This is a genomic window from Paenibacillus sp. UNC496MF (assembly GCF_900113915.1).
In the GTDB taxonomy this organism is placed as follows: domain Bacteria; phylum Bacillota; class Bacilli; order Paenibacillales; family Paenibacillaceae; genus Paenibacillus_Z; species Paenibacillus_Z artemisiicola.
Window position 1 is genome coordinate 1 of sequence record NZ_FORE01000020.1, and the last position, 17,233, is coordinate 17,233.

A 17,233-nucleotide genomic window follows, 5' to 3' on the forward strand; every position below is an offset into this window, starting at 1 on the left:
TCCATGCCAACCATAACGTCTTGGAAACCTTGTTCCGCTATGATTTTTCGATACCAGCTTACAAACAACTCGAATCCTGCCTGGGTATTTTCAAACGCAATTGGCTTCCCGAACTCGACTCCGCGGTTGTCTTGTGCGCGAGCCACATGTTTGAATTTTGCGATGTATACACCGACGATTAAGGTAGAAGATGTGATTTGATTAATACGTTCATGTTGAGTAGAATTCATGATGTAGTCTCCTTGGTTTGTTTTTGGGATCCGTTCAGCCGGCCAGCGTCGTGGACCCCTTAACATCATACCAAGGAGTCTTTTTATTTCTCAAACCTCGTATTTCTTCATAATAGGAATGCTGCCCGTTACTTTAATAAGAACGGCAGCTGATCATCGTCGGCTGCCGTCATGTGATGATTCAGTTCATCAGAAGAATGATCCGTGATCCCTTTCCTCATTATAGTCATAAACTATCAACGAAATAATTTTTATATATTAGAACTATAAAAATTTGTGCTTTAGAATAAATTAACGATATTCAATTGGGGGTAGATGCATGAAGGTTTCTGCTGATAAAAGATTGGTACACAATGAATCTTATCTCTCCATCGTAATTGTAGCCGGAATTGGTATGTTTCTTACGACCTTAGACTCAGGAATACTTAACGTTGCTATCTCTTCCCTTGTTCAAGAGTTTCATTCTACTGTCACGACGGTAGCCTGGACCATTTCCCTTTATACGATTGTCATATGCAGTTGTATTGTTGTTTTTGGTAGGCTAAGTGACCGTTATGGACGTTTAAAAATCTACTCAATGGGATTAGCGTTATTTGCGCTTGCTTCGATGTTTTGTGCTTCTTCACAAACCGTAATGCAGCTAATTTTATTTCGAATTTTACAAGGGATAGGGGCTGCCATGCTTCAGGCAACTTCAGTTGCCCTCATAACAACCTTAGTATCCCCTAATAAAAAGGGTGAGGCATTAGGATCTCTAGCCGCATTCTTTGGTTTAGGGCATGTCCTCGGACCTGTGGCGGGTGGAATTATCTTATCGACTGTAGATTGGAAATGGCTTTTTTTAATTAATATCCCTATTTGTCTCTTTTGTTTATTGGCATGCCGATCTATCTTAAAAGGAAAAGGAGCACCAATAAGTAATCATCATCAGCCCTTAAATTTGTTTGGAGGTCTTTTGCTGTCAGCCTCCATTTTTTTTCTTGTGTATGGGTGCTCTCAACTAGGATCACTACATCCCGGTACATATATTTACATTCTGATTTTTGCCGTCCTAATGTTCATTTTTATTCAAAGAGAAAAAAAGGCAGTAAATCCCATAGTTCCCTTATCGTTATTTCGTAACAGGTTTTTCACAATTTCTCTCTATGCGATTTTTTCTTATGGAGGTGTTACACGCCTTTGTATGGTTGTCGTGCCCTACTATTTGGAAAAAGAACGTGGTTATGTCCCTTGGCAATCCGGCTTCGTGAATTTGTTGTTACCCTTAGGAATTGTTCTGACTTCTAATATAGCCGGCCGGCTGATGAGGAGTTGGGGTACGTTTCGATTAATGATAGTTGGACTTTGCTGTATGTTAATTCCGCTACTGATTTTTGCTTTACGACTGAACTGGCACCTATCAATAGTTTGCTTCATGCTTTTTGTTTATGGTTTAGGCGCAGGGCTTTTCCAACCGTCAAACATAGCGGCTATAATGGAAGCCGTTGGATCAGCGCATCAAGCCACAATTGGCTCTGTCCAAAGATTGGTGCAGAACGTTGGAATTTCATTGTTCACGGCGGTAACAGCCGGATTCCTCCAATCCTCCACTCATAATGTATGGATAGGCTCACGTAATTCTATCTACTTGGCAGCTGCGGCAACTATCTTAGGTATTTTGGGTTTTATCGGGGTAAAACGAAAGTAAATAAAGCTCATGCTCGGCATATGTAAGCCCAGAATTTTGTAGACAACAGCAGCCGATGACCACCGGTTGCTATTGTCTTTTTTGAACTAAAGCGTCCCGTTAGTTCAATAAATGACACATTTTGCGGAAGTAGTCTCCAGTTAAAACTTATTGGTGTCCTTCAGGGTTATTTCAAGTGTGTCCCCATCAAGTTCTAATTTCACATGGTTGTCCCAATTCACAAATTCATCACATGTTATTGCTAATTTATTGTTAGACCAACCATGAAATTTAATTGTATCCATTTTTATCGGACTATTTACTGATATCTTATCTTCTAATGTTGATTTAATGATTTCGATATTATAGTAATCAGCTAAAATGAAATCACCTAAAGCGGTTACTGTTAGATTTTGATATTGTGGCTGGGATTCATATTCAACTAACTTTTTACTAACACTGTCAAGTCTATATAAATAATCCGAAGTTAGAACAAGTACGGAATTATACTTTTTTGATATAGAAACATCTCGTGGAAACCCTCTAAAGTTTCCACACCATTCGGTTAAATCATCGTTTATGAATTTAATCCAAGTCCAGTTTTGGGAATTCCAGTGGCTCGAAATATCATAAATCCTCTCCTTGCATTCTCCTGATTGTGGCTGATTTATTACCTCCGCTTTGATTATCATTATTTGTCCTCCATATTTATTCTACATCTACTTATAGATATTCAAATATCGTATTCAACTTTCCTGCCCAACGCTGGCCACGACGCTAACCAGCCCGTTAGCTTAATGCCCGCCTGCAGTCTACAACTTTATTTTAAATTTTCCAGTCTAATACTTTATTTTCACCGAACACTTGCGGCGGGTTGCGGCGCGCCCGCTAGTCCGCGGGCGCGCCGCTCCGGTACTCGCCGGGACTCGCGCCGACGACGGCCTTGAACAAGCGGCTGAAGTAGGCCTGATCGGCATAACCGACCTGCTTGCCGACTTGATACACCTTCATGTTCGTCTCGCGCAGCAGCGCCTTCGCCCGGTCGATGCGATACCGCGACAGATGCCACGTAAACGGGCGGCCCGTCTCCGCCGTGAACAGCGCGCTCAAGTAATTCGGCGTCAGCTCCAGCCGCTTGGCCAGCAGGTTCAGCGTCAAGCCGGGATCGGCATGGTCCGCTTCGATCATCAGCAGCGCGAGCCGGACGATCCGGCCGACGAAGCCGGCGTCGCGCCCCGGCGCCGGGAACAGCTCCGCCGCGTCCAGGCCGCTCAGGCTCTGCTTGTACAGGCCGCGAAGCTCTCCGGCTCCCCGGGCGATGCCCCCGATGCCGAGGCGGATGGCGACGCCGAGGTTCTTCTCGAGCAGCGATTTGCTGCGCGCCGCGTGCTCCTCGATCGGCGGCACGGCCAGCCGATCGGACAACAGCACCGCGGTCATCAGCTGCTCGCCGACGATGACGACGGCATTCCCGTGCGGGGCTAGCGCGTCCTCCAGCAGCACCTTCGCCCAGAACCGCTCCGGCTTCGTCCAGAAGCCGCGGTCCGGAATCATGACCGAGAACACGCCCGCCCAGCGAAACGGCGGCAGCGCGCGGCCGCCCGGTCCGCCGTCCCCCTCCGGCGCGCGGAGCAGCTCCTGCACGCGCTTCTCGAGCGCGTTGCGCTCGCGCAGCCGCTGCACGGCAGGCGCTTCCCCGCCGGAACGCTCGCCGGCCGGCCGCGCCGGATTCGCGTGCTCCGCTTGCCCATCGGCACCGCGGCCGTCGTGCCGGGCTTCCCCGGCATACTCGGCGAGCGCCAGCAGCATCTGCAGCGCCGCCGCGCGCTGGGCGAAGCCGTCGTCCGCCCCGCCTTCCCGCGCCTCGTCCGCGCGCGCCGCCAGAGCGTCGAAGTACGGGCGCAGCCTGCGCGCCGCGTCCGAGTCCGCGGCGAAGAGACGATTCCCAAGCCCCGCGAGGCGGCCGTGACAGACGGCGTCGTCGACGTCGAGATGCAGGCAGAAATACGTCATGGAAGGCGACGGACCGATCCGGCTCCGATGCGCGACGCCGGGCTGGATCAGCAGCAGATCGCCTTCGCGCTGCTCGTAATCGACCCCGTCCAGCGTCATGGTCTGCCGCCCCTCCAGCACGAGGTTCAGCTCGAACAGCGGGTGGTCGTGATCGGGATACGTCCAGCCCTCGCCGACCGTCCGCCCGTGCGTGCCGTACAGCTGCGCCGAGAACCGAAAGTCCGGCAGCGCGTGCTGCCGCAGATTGTAGCGCCTTCCGGCGCCGGCGTCGGATATCCAGGACATGCGCGTTTCGCCTCCTTTTGCTTTCCGAGTTGCGTCGTTCTTTCCTTTAAGGTGCTCTACATACGGTGCGCCAAGCCGAGCTCGCGGATCGGCGCCTCCTCCGTGCCGCCTCATTTCGCCGGCCGCAGCTCCCCTTCCTTCAGGATCGGGTGCCGCAGCAGGATGCGCGTTCCTTCCGGAGACGTCTCGATGCGCAGCTTGCTGCCGTCGCCGAAGTACAGCTTCAGCCGATCGTTCACGTTGCGCAAGCCGACGCCCCGGGCGCCCTCGGCCGACCTGCCGTTCGGATCGGCGTTCTGCCCCAGCTTCTCGATGACGTCGGCGGGGATGCCGCCGCCGTTGTCGACGAGATCGACGACGAGCTCCTCGCCTTCGCGGCGGGCGCTAAGCAAAATTTTGCCCTGCTCGAAATTGTCCCGGATACTGTGCTGGATCGCGTTCTCGACGAGCGGCTGCAGCAGCAGGCGAAGGAACGGCACGTCCTTCAGTTCGGCGTCGACCGAGTACAGGATGCGGATCGTCCGGCCCATGCGCGCCTGCTCGATCTGCACGTACGCTTTCACCTGCTCGATCTCGCGCCCCAGCGTCGTGATCTCCTTGCCCTGGTTCAGGCTGAGCCGCAGCAGGTTGCCGAGGGCGGAGACCATCTCGCTGATCTCGCTCCGGCCGTGGTTTTCCGCCTTCCAGCGAATCGACTCCAGCGTGTTGTACAAGAAGTGCGGGTTGATCTGATGGCTCAGCACCTGGAACTCCAGCTCTTTCTTCTGCCGCTCCGCCCGCGACGCTTCCTCGATGAGCCCTTCGATCCGGCGGATCAAGCTGCCGTAGCCCCGGTACAGCCAGCCGACCTCGTCCTGCCGCGCCGACGCCGGGATGAGCTGATGCAGGTTGCCCGCCTCCAGCCGCCGCATGTACCGGACGAGCCGGGCGATCGGCTGGGTGAAGTACGCGGTGATGTACAGCACGACGCCGATGCAGCAGAGCAGGTAGATGACGAGGAAAATGACGAGCAGCCGGTTGATCTCCGCGATCGTGCCCGTCAGCTCCTTCAGCGGCGTCAGGCTGGCGATCGCCCACGGATAGCTGTCCATCCGCACGTACGTCGCGAAGTACTGGATGCCGTCGATCATGACGGTCTCCGAGCCCTGCGCGCCGCCCCCGTCGCCCTGCCCGATGAACCGCTGCGCCGGAAACGGGCTGCCCGTCCATTCGTTCGCACGGGAATCGTACAGCACCGTTCCCTTCTCGTCGAGCAGCAGCACCTTTTGGCCGGACATGCTCCCGGACGGCGAGAAGAACCGCTTCAGCTGGTCCTCGGACAGGTCGGTGGCGATGATGCCGCGCGGCACTTGGTCGTACAGTCCGGAAAACCGCTTGATATACGTCAGCAGCGGCCGCTCGAAATTGCCCTTCTCCGGCATCGACAGCCGCCACGTCGGGCTGACCGTATTGAGCGAGCGGCGAAACCACGGCTCGTCCTGCACCCGGTCCGGCTCTCCGATCGTGCTCATGTAATCCTTGTATTTCGCCGGGTCGATCGGGTAGACGTGGATGCGGAACGCGTCGATGGACGACGTCTTCTGGTAGATGAGGCTGACCAGATTGAGCGTGAACGCGTCCTCGGTCGCGGCGTTCGCCGGCGCCGGGGCGCTCAGCAGCGCCTGCAGCTGCTTGTTGCCGATCAGGCCGTTCACCTGGTCGTTGAGGTTTTCCAGGTAGCTCTCGAAATTGCCCCGCGACTGCTGCAGGTAGTTGATCGAGGCGTTCATGTTGGCGTCCGATATGCCTTCGATCGCCTTGATGTGCGCGTAGTACGCGAACAATAAAAAAGGGACGATAATGATCATGAAGAAGATCAATATCATCCGGTTGCGAAACGACGACGCGAGGCGCAGGGACACCGGGCTAGTCATGGCCCGCGATCCCCTGCAGCCTGCGGTATTCCTTCGGCGTGTGGCCCGTCTGCTTCTTGAATAGCTTCGCGAAATGAACCGGATCCTTGTAGCCCACCTGCGAGGACACCTCGTATACCTTGAACTGCACCGATTCCAGCATCCGCTTCGCCCTCTCCATTCGCAGGTCCGTCAAGTATTCGAGAAACGTCTTGCCCGTTTCTTTTTTGAACAGCTTGCTCATCCACACCGGCGTCACGTGCACCTCTTCCGCCACGTGCTGCAGCGTCAGGCCTTCGGCGTACCGGTCGCGGATGAACCGCTCCGCCGCCTGGATGATCTGGCCCGGGGACACGCTCTGGGTCCGGAAGCCCGCGGCGATCGTCAGCAGCGCCTGCTCCACCTGGTCCTTCAGCGATTCCAGCGTATCGAACTGCTCCAACCGCTCCCAGACGGCCATCGGATTGCGCTCCCACGTCCGGTCCGCCCAGCCGTGCTGCCATGCTTTCTTGAACAGATCGAGCAGCCACTCGAAGATCCGCTGCTGGATGTCCCGGATCTGCGTGAACGACCAGCCCTGCACCATGTCCACGAACAGCTCCATCGCCGTCCGGATCTCCTCGTCCGTGCCGTAGCGGATCAAGTCGAGCACCTCCGCCGGCTGCCGGAGGGACAGGTTGTCCTGCTCCGCCTCGCTCTCCCAGCCGAGCCCGGTAAGCAGGCGGTTGCCGCCGTAGACGGCTTTCTGCTCCAGGATTTCCTCCGTCTCCGTGTACATCGCGTTCAGGTCGCTGGCGTGGCCGATCGTGCAGCCGAGCGCCGCGCTGACGTTCGCCTTCACGTACTTGTTGATGCGCCGGATGCACAGCTGGCCCAGCTCCTTATACTGCTCGAGCCGCTGCGCCTCCGGGCAGTCGAGCAGCAGCACCCAGCGGTGTTTGCCGTCCTCGTAGAGCACCGAACGGTAGGCGCAGTCCTCCTCCAGCGTCTGGCGCACGACGTTGCCCATGCCGAAGAGGATCAGGTTCCGCTCCTCCCGGCGCTCCACCGCCTTCAGGTCGTCCGCTTCGAGCAGCAGCAGCGCGAGGCGCTCGTCCATGAGCCAATCCAGCTCGAGCGTCCGCAGCCGGTGCGCGATGCGCGTCTCCCTGTAGGCGTTGTATTTGGTTTCGACCAGCTCGCGCAGCACCTCCTCGCGCATCTTCGGCAGCGCGCTCTGCACGTGCGACTGCAGCAGCATCTCGTTGTCGCGGTCGCGCTTCTCCTTCTGCAGCTGGTCGATCATCCGCGACAGAATCGCGCCCAGATCCGCCGTGTTGATCGGCTTCAGCAAATAATCCATCGCGCCCAGCTTCATCGCGCTGCGGACCATCTCGAAATCGTCGTAGCCGCTGATCACGATCGCCTTCCAGCCGCCCGCCCGCTCGGCGCCGTAGCGCTCGATCAGCTCCAGCCCGGACATGCGCTTCATCCGGATGTCGGTCAGGATCAAGTCGGGCTGCCGGGTCCGGGCCAGCTCCAGCGCGGAGTCGCCGTCCTCGGCCGTAATCGCTTCCGTAATCCCGTACGCGTCCCACGGAAAATTGCGGCGCAGCCCCTCGCGGATCTCCCATTCGTCGTCAACGATCAGCACCAGCATCGCGCTCCCGCCTTCCCCGTTCTTTTCCCCGATCATATAACGGGCGCGGCCCGCGGTACAAGGAGGGAATCTTGGCTTTCACTGGGGGAATCCCAGCCGATTTCAGCCCGGTACTCCCTAGTATAGGAGAGATCGGCAGGACCGCCAAGCGCCTAAGGCGAGAATGGTTGGAGCCAAATGATGCCAGTCTGGGCGGCGAGGAATAGGCGCGGATCCGGTGCGTTACAATCGGCGAAGTTACGCCGGCGGCGCGCATGTACGGGACGTGGTACGGTACATGTGGCGAAATCGCGGCCGCGGCGCGCATGTACGGGACGTGGTACGGTACATGCCTCCCGCCGCGAACCGCCGCCCCGGCCAAAAGCCGCCGCCATGCCGGTCCGCTTCCGCGAGCCGGCCCGACGCCAATGGCAGCCCGGACGCAGCCGGGCGCTACGTCGCCGTGAACAGGGTCAGCGCCTTCTTCCGGTTGTTCGCTTCGGCCAGCGCTTTCGGCGTGACGCCCGCCTTGTTGGCTTGCTCGGCATCGGCCCCGTGCCGGAGCAGCAGCTGAAGCAGCTCCGCCGGGTCCTTGCGCTTGACGGCGTGATGCAGCGCCGTGTTCCCCTCTTCGTCGGCCTCCTCGACGTCGGCGCCGTGCTTCAGCAGCCACTCGGCGATGGCGAACCGCTTCCACTTGTACGCGGCGAGAAAAACGCCGCCGTCGATCTCGGCGCCGTACCGGCGGAACAGCTCGGCCGCCTCGACGTCGTCGTTCCAGGCGATGGCGAACTGGCAGTTGCCGGGGTTCGCGCCCTCGGCCAGCAGGTAGCTTACCAGCGCGTTGTTGCGGCCGCGCGTGTAGGCATACCAAAGCGGCGTCGCGGGGAAGAAGCCGCATGGCGCGGACCCGGACGCGATGCGGTGCACGGCGTTGATGTCCATGCCGCTCCCGAGCAGCAGCTTCAGCAGGGGCAGGCCGTTCGCCGCCTTCCGCGGATCGCCCGACGCGTCGAGCCCGCATAAGTGATGCAGCGCGTTCTTGCCGTCCTCTTCCGACCAGGCGAGCCATTTCGGCTCTGCCCGCAGCAAATCGCGGACGGCGTCAAGGTCCGCGTTCCGCACCGCGCGAATGAATCGGTTCATCGGTCATCTCTCCCTCCGTGCGTGCCAAGCGGTACGCTAGCGTACCGCTTAACTTCCCCGCGGCCGGCCGAAATTCCTGCCGCCGGTCCGGCCCCTTCGCAGAACTCGCTCCTGCCGACTGTCGCGCGCGCGTACCGCCCCCATCCCCCAGCCGCCTACCCGAGCCGCGACGCGCGAACGCCAAAAAAACGGGGCAGCCGCAGCCGCCCCGTCCCGAATTTCCTTGATGCGCGATTAGTTCACGTTGACCAAAATATCGATCGGATACCGGCCGGCATTGCGCCCGTACAGCGCCAATCCGCCCTCGTCCGCTTCCACCGTCAGCTTGAACGCGCGGCTGCGGTCGAGCTTCGCGACGATGCCGCTCGGCAGCACGACCTTGCACAGGTAGCCGTAGGAGCCGGCTTCGTCCAGCTTGTTGTGGACTTCCTGGTACTGGTACGACAGCGCGCCCTGGCTGTCCGCCGGATTGTCCGGCAGCAGGAACGAAGCGACTTCTTCGCCGTCCACGAGCACGCGAATCCGCGATTCGTGGCGCTCGTCGTCCGTCATGTAGTACGTGTTGGCGTTGTACTCCACCGCCGCGTCCGCGCCGTGCATGAAGTCGATGCCGTGCGCCTTCTCCCGCGCGCCCTCGATGTTGCGCGCCAGCAGCCGCTTCGCGCTCGCCTCGAAGTAGAGGTCCGCGTGCCGCAGCAGCGGAAGCTCGCCCGCGTCCGGCAATCGCACGTCGTAGACGAAAGCGCCCGCCCGGCCGCCGTTCGTCTTGCCTTCCTGGATCGCGTTCCATTGGTACGCGAACGTCTGCTCCGCGAAACCCGTCACCGGCACGGCGACGAACCGGCCGTCCGCGTCGTACGACGGCGTTTGGCCGCCGCCGCGCACGTCGAACGTCACGAAGTTGCGCGTCACGACCGTGCCGTCCGCCGCGCGCAGCGTGAGCGCCAGCACCGCGAGCGCATCCTGCTTCGGCAGGTCGAACGCGATCGGCGCATGGATCGCCTTCACGCCGAAGCCGTTCCAATCCAGCTCGATGACGCCGCGGTCTCCCGTCACGCGGGTGCCCAGATTGTCGTGCCAGAGCTCCCAGCCGAGCAGCAGCTTCTGCCCGTGGTAGCGGTCCGAATAGCTGGATTTCAGCAGCGGCACCGACAGGCGCGTTCCGGCCTGCGCCGTCTGGCAAGGCGGCGCGTCGATGACGATGAAGTCCGGCGCGTGCAGGTCCGCCAGCGTCATGCCCGGCACGAAGCCCTCGTAGCCGAAGAATTTCTCGCCTCCATCCAGGCGGTAATACCCGTTGAACTCGTTGGTCACGTCGCGCAGCTCGGTGAAGACGAACCCGCACATTTTGTCGTGGCGGCGGAACTCGTTCATCATGTAGCGGTAGTGCCAGGCGAGGTCGCTGTCGCCGGCGCCGCTGACGAAGCCCCAGACGTTGCCGCATTCGCTGTTCAGCAGCGGCGCGTCGGACTGGACGTTGCCCCCGGCATAGTTGAACGCAGAGCCCGGATACGTCTTCTCGACGACCTCCGTCACGTGCGCCCGCACCTGCTCGTAGCCGTTAATGTAGAAATGCCACGTGTTGATGTCCGATTCCACTTTGTCGTAGTTGCACGGCGAATTGTCTTCGACGAGGCGCGTCGGATCGACGCTCTTCGCCCAGCGGTACATCGCGCGCACCCATTCCTGCGTCTCCGGCAGGTACGTCGCGACGGCTTGGTCGCCCGCCTGGCCCGTCAGCGCGAGCGTCTCGGCGTCCGTGCGCAAGCCCCACGTCTCGTTGAACATGATCCACGAGAAAATCGACGGGTGATTGAAGTCGCGGTCGATGATCTCCTTCGCCTCGCGCTCGTACGCCGCGCGGGTCGGCTCGTCGGGATTGCCCCAGAAGCACGGCATATCCTCCATGATCAGCATGCCGAGCTTATCCGCCCAGTACAGCTTGCGCGGCTCCTCCGGCTTGATGTGAATCCGCACGAAGTTCAGGCCGAGGCGCTTCGCCAAATAAATCTCGTCGCGCATCTCGTCGTCCGTCGGGTACGTGAAGAAGCCCGTCTCGTGGAACGATTGGTCCAGCGTGCCGTTCAAGTACACCGGCTTGCCGTTCAGCGTCACCCAGCGGTAATTGCGGTCGCCGAACAGCGCCGTGCCGACCTCGCGAATGCCGAAATACGTCGCCACGGCATCCGTGCCCCCGTCGCCGGCCGCGAGCTTGATCTCGCCCTCGTAGAGGTACGGGGTCTCCGGGCTCCACAGCTGCGGGTCCTCCACTTGGAACGACACGCCGACCAAATTGCCGCCCGGCGCGAGCGACACGTTCTCCGCGTGGCAGACCGCGCCGTCGCCGAAGTTGAACTGCAGCGAAGCCTCGCCGGCTTTGCTCGCCGCGATAACCAGGTTCGCTTGCACGGTGCCGTCGATCTTCGTGACGAACTTCGCCTGCTGCACGTAAGCCTGCGGGCGCGCCTCCAGCCAGACCGGCTGCCAGATGCCGCGAATCTCCCCGTAGCCCTGCTTGCCGCGCGTCTGCGACTTCCGGTCGTAATCCTCCGCGCGCACCATGATCGTGTTCGGCGCGTCCGTTTGCCAAGCCGCCGTCACGTCGAATTCGAATTCGCCGTAGCCGCCGGAGTGGGAGCCGGCGTGCGTGCCGTTCACCCAGACGTCGCAGCGGTAGTCGACCGCGCCGAAGCGCAGGAACACCAGCGAGCCGGCCGCTTCCGGCGTCCAGCTGACTTCGCGCTTGTACCAGCCGATGCCGCGCTCGTCGCGGCCGATGCCGGACAGCGGGCTGGCCCACGAGAAGGGCACGACGATCTCGGCGTCGAACTCCGCGGAACCGCTCTCATTTTCGGTCTCGAGACGGAACGACCAGACGCCGTTCAGGTTCAGCCAATCCCGGCGCTGCCAGTCCGGACGCGGGTATTCGGGGCGGGGCACGGAGGCCGCCGACGTTTGCACTGCTTGAGCTGCCATGAGGGGAGCACAACCTTTCGGATCAAAGTAGGTTACTTCTAGCACCGATTCTAGCACTGGTATATAATTTAATCAATATGTATTATGCTTTTACAATATAACAGTTTTCGAGTACACTGATCGTATCCGAATCGACCGATGAAAGGCTGGCGTCACCATGAGTTTTGAATCCAGGCAAGACCTGCTGCGTTTCCCCTCCTCCCGGATCGTCGACGTGGCCAAAGCGCTGTCCGGCGACGTGCGCGTGCGCATCTTGGAAGCGCTCGGCGAGAAGCCGATGAGCATCAGCCAGCTGGCCGAGGCGCTCGGCGTCGCGCAGCCGACGATCTCCATCAACGTGCAAATTCTCGAGAGCGTGGAACTCGTCTCTTCGGCGCTCGGCGCGAACCGGGAAAAGATCTGCTCCGCCACCTGCCGGTCCATCCAGCTCGATCTTCCGGTGAAGCTCGGCGAAGGGCTGCACCGCACGGAGGAGCTGCACATGCCGATCGGCATGTTCTCGCACTGCTCCGTCCAGCCGACCTGCGGCATCGTGACGAAGGAATGCGTGCACGTCGGCTCCGTGGACGATCCGCGCTCCTTCTACATGCCGGAACGTTTCGAAGCGTCGCTGCTCTGGTTCTCCGGCGCCGGCTACGTGGAATATTATTTCGCCAACCCGATGCCGCCGGGCGTGACGATCGACGAGCTCGGCTTCAGCGCGGAGCTTTGCGCCGAGGCGTCCTCCTTCCAGATGGACTGGCCCTCCGACATCTCGCTTTACATCAACGATATCCTTGTCGGCACCTATACCAGTCCCGGCGATCTCGGCGACCGCAAAGGCAAGCTGACCCCGGACAAGTGGCGCAGCGGCACGGAGTACGGCCAGCTGACGGAATGGCGCGTGACCGGGGAAGGCAGCCGCGTGAACGGCGCCGCCTCGTCGCCGGCGACCGTCGACGCGCTCGGGCTGCAATACAACAAGCCCATCCGCGTGCGGCTCGAGGTCGTCGAAGACGCCGTCAATTGCCGCGGCTTGAACCTGTTCGGCTCGGACTTCGGCGACCACCGGCAGGACTTGGTGCTGTCGTTCATCCGCTACGCGGAGTAAAGACGGAGCGAGGCGGGGGAAGCCGAGGGACAAGCCGTACGAACCTCACGAGCCGTGCAAACGTACGAGCCGCATGAATCTATGCGCAATACGCACGGCACGCGCGATTCAAACCCGAATAAGCGCGAGACCGCCATGCAGCGGTCTCGCGCTTATTCGTCGTGAGCGGGGCATGGCCTTACGGCAGGGGGCGCCGCCGCAGGAAAATCCCGGTTCGCCCATGGCGATCCGCCTTTGGTCCGGCGCGGCGGAAGGCGGCGAAGGACCAATGTCCCGTTGTGGACAACTTTCGCTGTGGATATGTGCATCGCATTCCGATCTACGTGGAATTCCTCCGCTTCCGCTTGTGCGCAATGGGGATAACCCTGTGCATAAATCGGGGGCTGGGAGGCTGGGAAAGCAGGCAGCTTAGCCTTCGATCTCGCCCGCGGCGCCAGCTCCGGCCGCTGCAGCCGAATCAGGCCGCGCGGCCGGCCGTTCTCCGGACCGGCCGCGCAGGCTATCCGCCCGAAGCGGCCGCGAGCGCGCGTACGCGTATGCCTCGTCCGCGCGCGCGAACCGGTGGCCGGGAGCCACGAGCCGCTCCCACTCGGGCTTGGCAAGCGCCCGAAACGGCTGCGGCCGGAGCCCGGCGATCAGCACGGTGCCGCCGCGCCGCGCGAACGGTTCCAGCGCGGCGGCCAAGCAAGCCTCTCCCGTCGCGTCGATGTACGGGACCCGTTCCGCGTCCAAGATCAGCACGTCCCTCCCGGCGTCGGCCTCGTCCCGGAGCATCCGCTCCAGCCGGTGCGCCGTGGCGAAGAACAGCGCGCCTTCCACCGCGAACGCGCCGATGCGCCCGCCATGCGTATCCGGGCTTGCCGCCGCCGTCGTTCCTTCCCTTCCTTGCGGCTCCGGAAGCAGCCGCACGACCGTCAGCGCGCCGCCCATCCGCAGGATGAAAATCAAGCCGGACAACAGCAGGCCCGCTTCGACCGCGGTCGTCAGGTCCGTCAAGACCGTCAGCAGGAACGTCGCGGCCGGCACCAGCGCCTCGAGCCCTCCCGTCTTCAGCAGGCGGGCGAACGCGCGGCGCTCGCTCATGTTCCAGGCGACGACCATCAGAATCGGCGCCATGGCGGCCAGCGGAATGGCGGAGGCGTACGGGGCGAGCAGGAACAGCACGAGCAGCACCACGATGCCGTGAATCACGCCGGATAACCGCGAAACCGCGCCGCTCTTGATGTTCGTGGCCGTCCTCGCGATCGCGCCCGTCGCGGGGATGCCCCCGAACAGCGGCGCGGCCATGTTCGCGATGCCCTGGCCGATCAGCTCGCGGTTGCTGTCATGGCGGGTGCCCGCCATGCCGTCGGCGACCACGGCCGACAGCAGCGACTCGATGCCCCCGAGCAGCGCGATGACCAGCGCTGGGCGAATCAATTCGACGATGCGCTCGAGCGACAACGCCGGCCAATGGATCGCGGGCAGGCTGTTCGGTACGGCGCCGTACGCGGAGCCGATCGTGGCGACATGGCCCGGGTAGAACAGCGAAGCGGCGGCCGTGGCGGCAAGCAGGCCCGCCAGCGAGCCGGGCATGCCGGGCAGCAGCTTCGGCGCGAGCAGGATGAACGCCAGGGAGATCCCCGCCGTCAGCAGGCCGTAGCCGCTCGCGTCCCCGAGGTGCAGCGCCAGCTCCTTCATGTTGGGGAGGAACGCTTCGTGCTTCTTCAGGTCCTGCAGGCCGAGGAAATTGCCGATTTGCCCGGCGAAGATCGTCACGGCGATGCCGGCCGTGAAGCCGACCGTGACCGGCCGCGGGATGAACGCGATCCACTTGCCCAGCCTGAGCAGGCCCATGAGGAGCAGCAGCACGCCTGCCAGGAAGCCCGCCACCAGCAGATTCTCGTAGCCGTACTGCAGCACGATCGCGAACAGCACCGGCACGAACGCGCCCGTCGGGCCGCCGATTTGAAACCTCGAGCCCCCGAACAGCGACACGCAAATCCCGGCGACGATGACGGTGAACAAGCCGTATTCCGGCTTGACGCCCGAGGCGATGGCGAACGCCATGCCGAGCGGAATCGCGACGATGCCGACGATCAAGCCGGCCGTCGCGTCCTGCCGCAGCGAACGCATGCCGTAGTTTCGGAATCCGTCGCCAAGCTTCATGGACAACATCTCTTTTCTTTTGAATATTTGATTATTTGAATATATAGAAAATGATACGCCCGTTTTTCGCCCGCTGTCAACCGCGCTTATGTCCGCCGTCCTTTCCCCGGAACAACAAAAAAAGGCTCGACGGTACGGCGGCCGTTTTGCCCTTTTGCGATGGCTATTGGTTTTTGATGTTCTCGAGCAGCGATATCGCGTTGATTAAGTGGTTGTCGAAGATTTGCCGCGCGACCTTCAGCAGGTCCTTGATCAACGGATCCCGCAGCGCGTAGATGACGGACGTGCCGTCCTTCGTCCCGACGACGACGTTCTTGCTCCGGAGCACCGCGAGCTGCTGCGAGACCGCCGAGCCTTCGCTTCCGAGCAGCGCCTGAAGCTCGTTGACGGTCCGGTCGCCCTCCGACAGCACCTCGAGAATCCGGATCCGCAGCGGATGCGCGAGCGCCTTGAAAAAATCGGCCTTGAACTGCTGGACTTCCTGAATCATGGCGCCTCCCCTGCACGTTGACATTAAGATTAGCCCCTATCATATCATATTTGCCGCCCAAACGCGCATCCGAGTGTGGATAACCTCGCCTGTGGATATGTTTACGGGCGTGCCGATCGCATGGCAATCAGGCGCTTGGATGTTGTGCATGTTGGGGATAACGTTGTGCATAAGTCCGAAAACGGGACATTCGGCGGCAGCCATGCCCCGTTATGCGCCAGGGACTTCCTTCCAAATATATCTTGTATAGCGACATACATCGGTATACAATATCGCTGAGGTGAACGCCGTGGACAAGGAGCTCTTGAAAGGCAGCATCGACATCCTCCTGCTGTCCGTCATCGGGAGGCAGGATACGTACGGCTACGACATCGTCCAGCAGCTGCGGGCGCTTAGCCGGGATTCGTACCGAATGAGCCAAGGCACGCTGTATCCCGCGCTCAAACGACTGGAGCAAAAAGGGCTGCTCCGCTCGTACTGGTCCGACAACGCGGAAGGCGGCCGCCGGAAGTTCTACGCGCTGACGGACGCGGGCCGCGCCGAGCTGGCGGAGAAGCTGCAAGCCTGGGATCAGGTGCATGCCTTGATTCAATCGTGCAGAAAGGCGGGTTTCGCATGAATCCATTTCACGAGTATTTGGACCGGATGCTGAAGGGCGTCCGCGCTTCGGAAGAAGCGAAACGGGAGCTGTACGACGAATTGCTGGACCATCTGCAGCAGCTGCGGGCGGAATACGCGGCGCAGGGCTTGGCCGACGAGCATGCGGTGCGGCTGGCCGTCGCCGATTTCGGCGATTCCGGCCGGCTAGGCGGGCTGTTGAACACGGCGATGTCCCCGTATCGCAAATGGTTCCGGGCAAGCGCGTGGGTCGCCTTGAGGTTTATGCGCTGAAGGTAATCCAAATCTTATTCCTCAATTGGTCCAGGTTCAGCATGCGGAGAACGTCGTTCGAGATGCCCGGCTATTACCCGCATGCCAACTTGACCCCATTCGTCAGCATTCGCAATTACGCCACGAATTACAGCCATTACAACTTCGATATTTGGTTCTTCAATCTCTTCGGGAACGTGCTGCTGTTCGTGCCGCTCGGCTTCCTGCTGCCGATTCTGTTCCGGAGAGTACGGCGTTTGTCCGCCATGCTTACCCTATCGCTCATATGCAGTCTCGCGATCGAGCTTGCCCAGCTGGCGACCCGACTGGGCCAGTTCGACGTCGACGACCTTCTGCTGAACGCGCTCGGCGGCTTGATCGGTTTCGCCGCCTGGTTCGCGGCGTCGAGGTCCGCGCGATGGATCGCCAATAAATATCGTCCGGCCTCGGCCTGAGCCGGTCAACCGCGGCAGCAAAAGGCTCCGACCGTTACGGCCCGGAGCCTTCAATGGCCGCGAAGCAGCATCGGCTTCCAAGCTTTCCCTTCACCTTAGCAGCGTCAAGCTATAACGTCCATCGCAAGCCCGCATCTTTGATGAAGACTCCCGTCCCCGCCTCGCTCGCCTGCCGTAGAGACTCAACCTTCTCGTCCGTCTGGTCGTCACCCTGATTCCGGCTGACGCCAAGCCCGTACTTCATGCCGATCAGCGTCCACGCGATCGCAACTGCCACAAGAACCGCCACGATTATCCCCATGATCTTCAGCTCCCGGTTCACCATTGTCAACCGCCCCCTTTAATCCCTCAGAC

The 17,233-nt window shown here is 60.7% G+C and carries 14 protein-coding genes and 1 pseudogene; 5 read left to right on the top strand and 10 right to left on the bottom strand.

All coding sequences use genetic code 11. The annotated features are described in order from the left end of the window. Positions 1-230 (bottom strand): annotated as a pseudogene (locus BMZ79_RS29835) (IS110 family transposase); the annotation flags it as partial. Between the two features lie 319 nt (positions 231-549). On the opposite strand from BMZ79_RS29835, the gene BMZ79_RS29840 reads away from it, so the two are divergent. Then, positions 550-1,917: an MFS transporter gene (locus tag BMZ79_RS29840; protein WP_090647867.1), complete on the top strand. Its 1,368-nt coding sequence runs from the start codon at positions 550-552 to the stop codon at positions 1,915-1,917. A 140-nt stretch (positions 1,918-2,057) separates the two neighbouring features. Here the strand turns inward: BMZ79_RS29840 and BMZ79_RS29845 are convergent, their stop codons facing one another. The 6 genes from BMZ79_RS29845 to BMZ79_RS29870 all read right to left on the bottom strand — a co-directional run bounded on the left by BMZ79_RS29845 (position 2,058) and on the right by BMZ79_RS29870 (position 11,826). Continuing rightward, on the bottom strand, positions 2,058-2,588 hold the full coding sequence (locus tag BMZ79_RS29845) for a hypothetical protein (RefSeq protein WP_090647869.1): 531 nt from the start codon (positions 2,586-2,588) through the stop codon (positions 2,058-2,060). 196 nt (positions 2,589-2,784) lie between these two features. Further along, a complete protein-coding gene (locus tag BMZ79_RS29850; RefSeq protein ID WP_177222421.1) occupies positions 2,785-4,194 on the bottom strand; it encodes an AraC family transcriptional regulator in 1,410 nt (469 codons plus the stop codon). A 110-nt stretch (positions 4,195-4,304) separates the two neighbouring features. After that, entirely contained in the window at positions 4,305-6,107 is a 1,803-nt protein-coding gene (locus BMZ79_RS29855; RefSeq protein ID WP_090647875.1) for a cache domain-containing sensor histidine kinase, read from the bottom strand. Further along, complete coding sequence (locus BMZ79_RS29860) at positions 6,100-7,761, bottom strand: response regulator (protein ID WP_256253237.1); 1,662 nt, start codon at positions 7,759-7,761, stop codon at positions 6,100-6,102. The genes BMZ79_RS29855 and BMZ79_RS29860 overlap by 8 nt, the downstream gene beginning before the upstream one ends. Positions 7,762-8,157: 396 nt before the next feature. After that, positions 8,158-8,850 carry an ankyrin repeat domain-containing protein gene (locus tag BMZ79_RS29865; protein WP_090647877.1) on the bottom strand — a complete coding sequence of 231 codons (693 nt, stop codon included), beginning with the start codon at positions 8,848-8,850 and terminating at the stop codon, positions 8,158-8,160. Positions 8,851-9,084: 234 nt separating this feature from the next. Further along, positions 9,085-11,826: a glycoside hydrolase family 2 protein gene (locus tag BMZ79_RS29870; protein ID WP_090647880.1), complete on the bottom strand. Its 2,742-nt coding sequence runs from the start codon at positions 11,824-11,826 to the stop codon at positions 9,085-9,087. A gap of 157 nt (positions 11,827-11,983) precedes the next feature. Here BMZ79_RS29870 and BMZ79_RS29875 point away from each other — a divergent pair, with 157 nt between their 5' ends. Beyond that, positions 11,984-12,916, top strand: coding sequence for an ArsR/SmtB family transcription factor (locus BMZ79_RS29875; protein WP_090647884.1), 933 nt, complete (start codon positions 11,984-11,986; stop codon positions 12,914-12,916). Positions 12,917-13,324: 408 nt separating this feature from the next. Here the strand turns inward: BMZ79_RS29875 and BMZ79_RS29880 are convergent, their stop codons facing one another. Together BMZ79_RS29880 and BMZ79_RS29885 are read right to left on the bottom strand one after the other, a co-directional pair. Continuing rightward, positions 13,325-15,064, bottom strand: coding sequence for a SulP family inorganic anion transporter (locus tag BMZ79_RS29880; RefSeq protein ID WP_090647886.1), 1,740 nt, complete (start codon positions 15,062-15,064; stop codon positions 13,325-13,327). 163 nt (positions 15,065-15,227) lie between these two features. Continuing rightward, positions 15,228-15,554: an ArsR/SmtB family transcription factor gene (locus BMZ79_RS29885; RefSeq protein WP_090647888.1), complete on the bottom strand. Its 327-nt coding sequence runs from the start codon at positions 15,552-15,554 to the stop codon at positions 15,228-15,230. Positions 15,555-15,843: 289 nt separating this feature from the next. Between BMZ79_RS29885 and BMZ79_RS29890 the strand changes: the two genes are divergently transcribed. Genes BMZ79_RS29890 through BMZ79_RS29900 form a run of 3 tightly spaced genes read left to right on the top strand, consistent with a single transcriptional unit; the run spans position 15,844 to position 16,879 of the window. Next, complete coding sequence (locus tag BMZ79_RS29890) at positions 15,844-16,173, top strand: PadR family transcriptional regulator (protein WP_090647891.1); 330 nt, start codon at positions 15,844-15,846, stop codon at positions 16,171-16,173. Continuing rightward, on the top strand, positions 16,170-16,445 hold the full coding sequence (locus BMZ79_RS29895) for a permease prefix domain 1-containing protein (protein ID WP_090647894.1): 276 nt from the start codon (positions 16,170-16,172) through the stop codon (positions 16,443-16,445). Before BMZ79_RS29890 ends, BMZ79_RS29895 begins: the two co-directional genes overlap by 4 nt. Positions 16,446-16,486: 41 nt before the next feature. Beyond that, entirely contained in the window at positions 16,487-16,879 is a 393-nt protein-coding gene (locus BMZ79_RS29900) for a VanZ family protein (RefSeq protein WP_256253238.1), read from the top strand. A 109-nt stretch (positions 16,880-16,988) separates the two neighbouring features. On the opposite strand, the gene BMZ79_RS29905 is transcribed toward BMZ79_RS29900, so the two are convergent. Further along, a complete protein-coding gene (locus BMZ79_RS29905) occupies positions 16,989-17,204 on the bottom strand; it encodes a hypothetical protein (RefSeq protein ID WP_090647899.1) in 216 nt (71 codons plus the stop codon). Between the last annotated feature and the right edge of the window lie 29 nt (positions 17,205-17,233).

Excerpts from the sequence above, each read along its gene's own strand:
- BMZ79_RS29900 (WP_256253238.1), top strand. The coding sequence starts at position 16,487 with ATGCGGAGAACGTCGTTCGAGATGCCCGGCTATTACCCGCATGCCAAC.
- BMZ79_RS29850 (WP_177222421.1), bottom strand. The coding sequence starts at position 4,194 with ATGTCCTGGATATCCGACGCCGGCGCCGGAAGGCGCTACAATCTGCGG.
- BMZ79_RS29885 (WP_090647888.1), bottom strand. The coding sequence starts at position 15,554 with ATGATTCAGGAAGTCCAGCAGTTCAAGGCCGATTTTTTCAAGGCGCTC.
- BMZ79_RS29905 (WP_090647899.1), bottom strand. The coding sequence starts at position 17,204 with ATGGTGAACCGGGAGCTGAAGATCATGGGGATAATCGTGGCGGTTCTT.
- BMZ79_RS29865 (WP_090647877.1), bottom strand. The coding sequence starts at position 8,850 with ATGAACCGATTCATTCGCGCGGTGCGGAACGCGGACCTTGACGCCGTC.
- BMZ79_RS29875 (WP_090647884.1), top strand. The coding sequence starts at position 11,984 with ATGAGTTTTGAATCCAGGCAAGACCTGCTGCGTTTCCCCTCCTCCCGG.
- BMZ79_RS29845 (WP_090647869.1), bottom strand. The coding sequence starts at position 2,588 with ATGATAATCAAAGCGGAGGTAATAAATCAGCCACAATCAGGAGAATGC.
- BMZ79_RS29855 (WP_090647875.1), bottom strand. The coding sequence starts at position 6,107 with ATGACTAGCCCGGTGTCCCTGCGCCTCGCGTCGTCGTTTCGCAACCGG.
- BMZ79_RS29860 (WP_256253237.1), bottom strand. The coding sequence starts at position 7,761 with ATGATCGGGGAAAAGAACGGGGAAGGCGGGAGCGCGATGCTGGTGCTG.
- BMZ79_RS29840 (WP_090647867.1), top strand. The coding sequence starts at position 550 with ATGAAGGTTTCTGCTGATAAAAGATTGGTACACAATGAATCTTATCTC.
- BMZ79_RS29880 (WP_090647886.1), bottom strand. The coding sequence starts at position 15,064 with ATGAAGCTTGGCGACGGATTCCGAAACTACGGCATGCGTTCGCTGCGG.
- BMZ79_RS29870 (WP_090647880.1), bottom strand. The coding sequence starts at position 11,826 with ATGGCAGCTCAAGCAGTGCAAACGTCGGCGGCCTCCGTGCCCCGCCCC.
- BMZ79_RS29895 (WP_090647894.1), top strand. The coding sequence starts at position 16,170 with ATGAATCCATTTCACGAGTATTTGGACCGGATGCTGAAGGGCGTCCGC.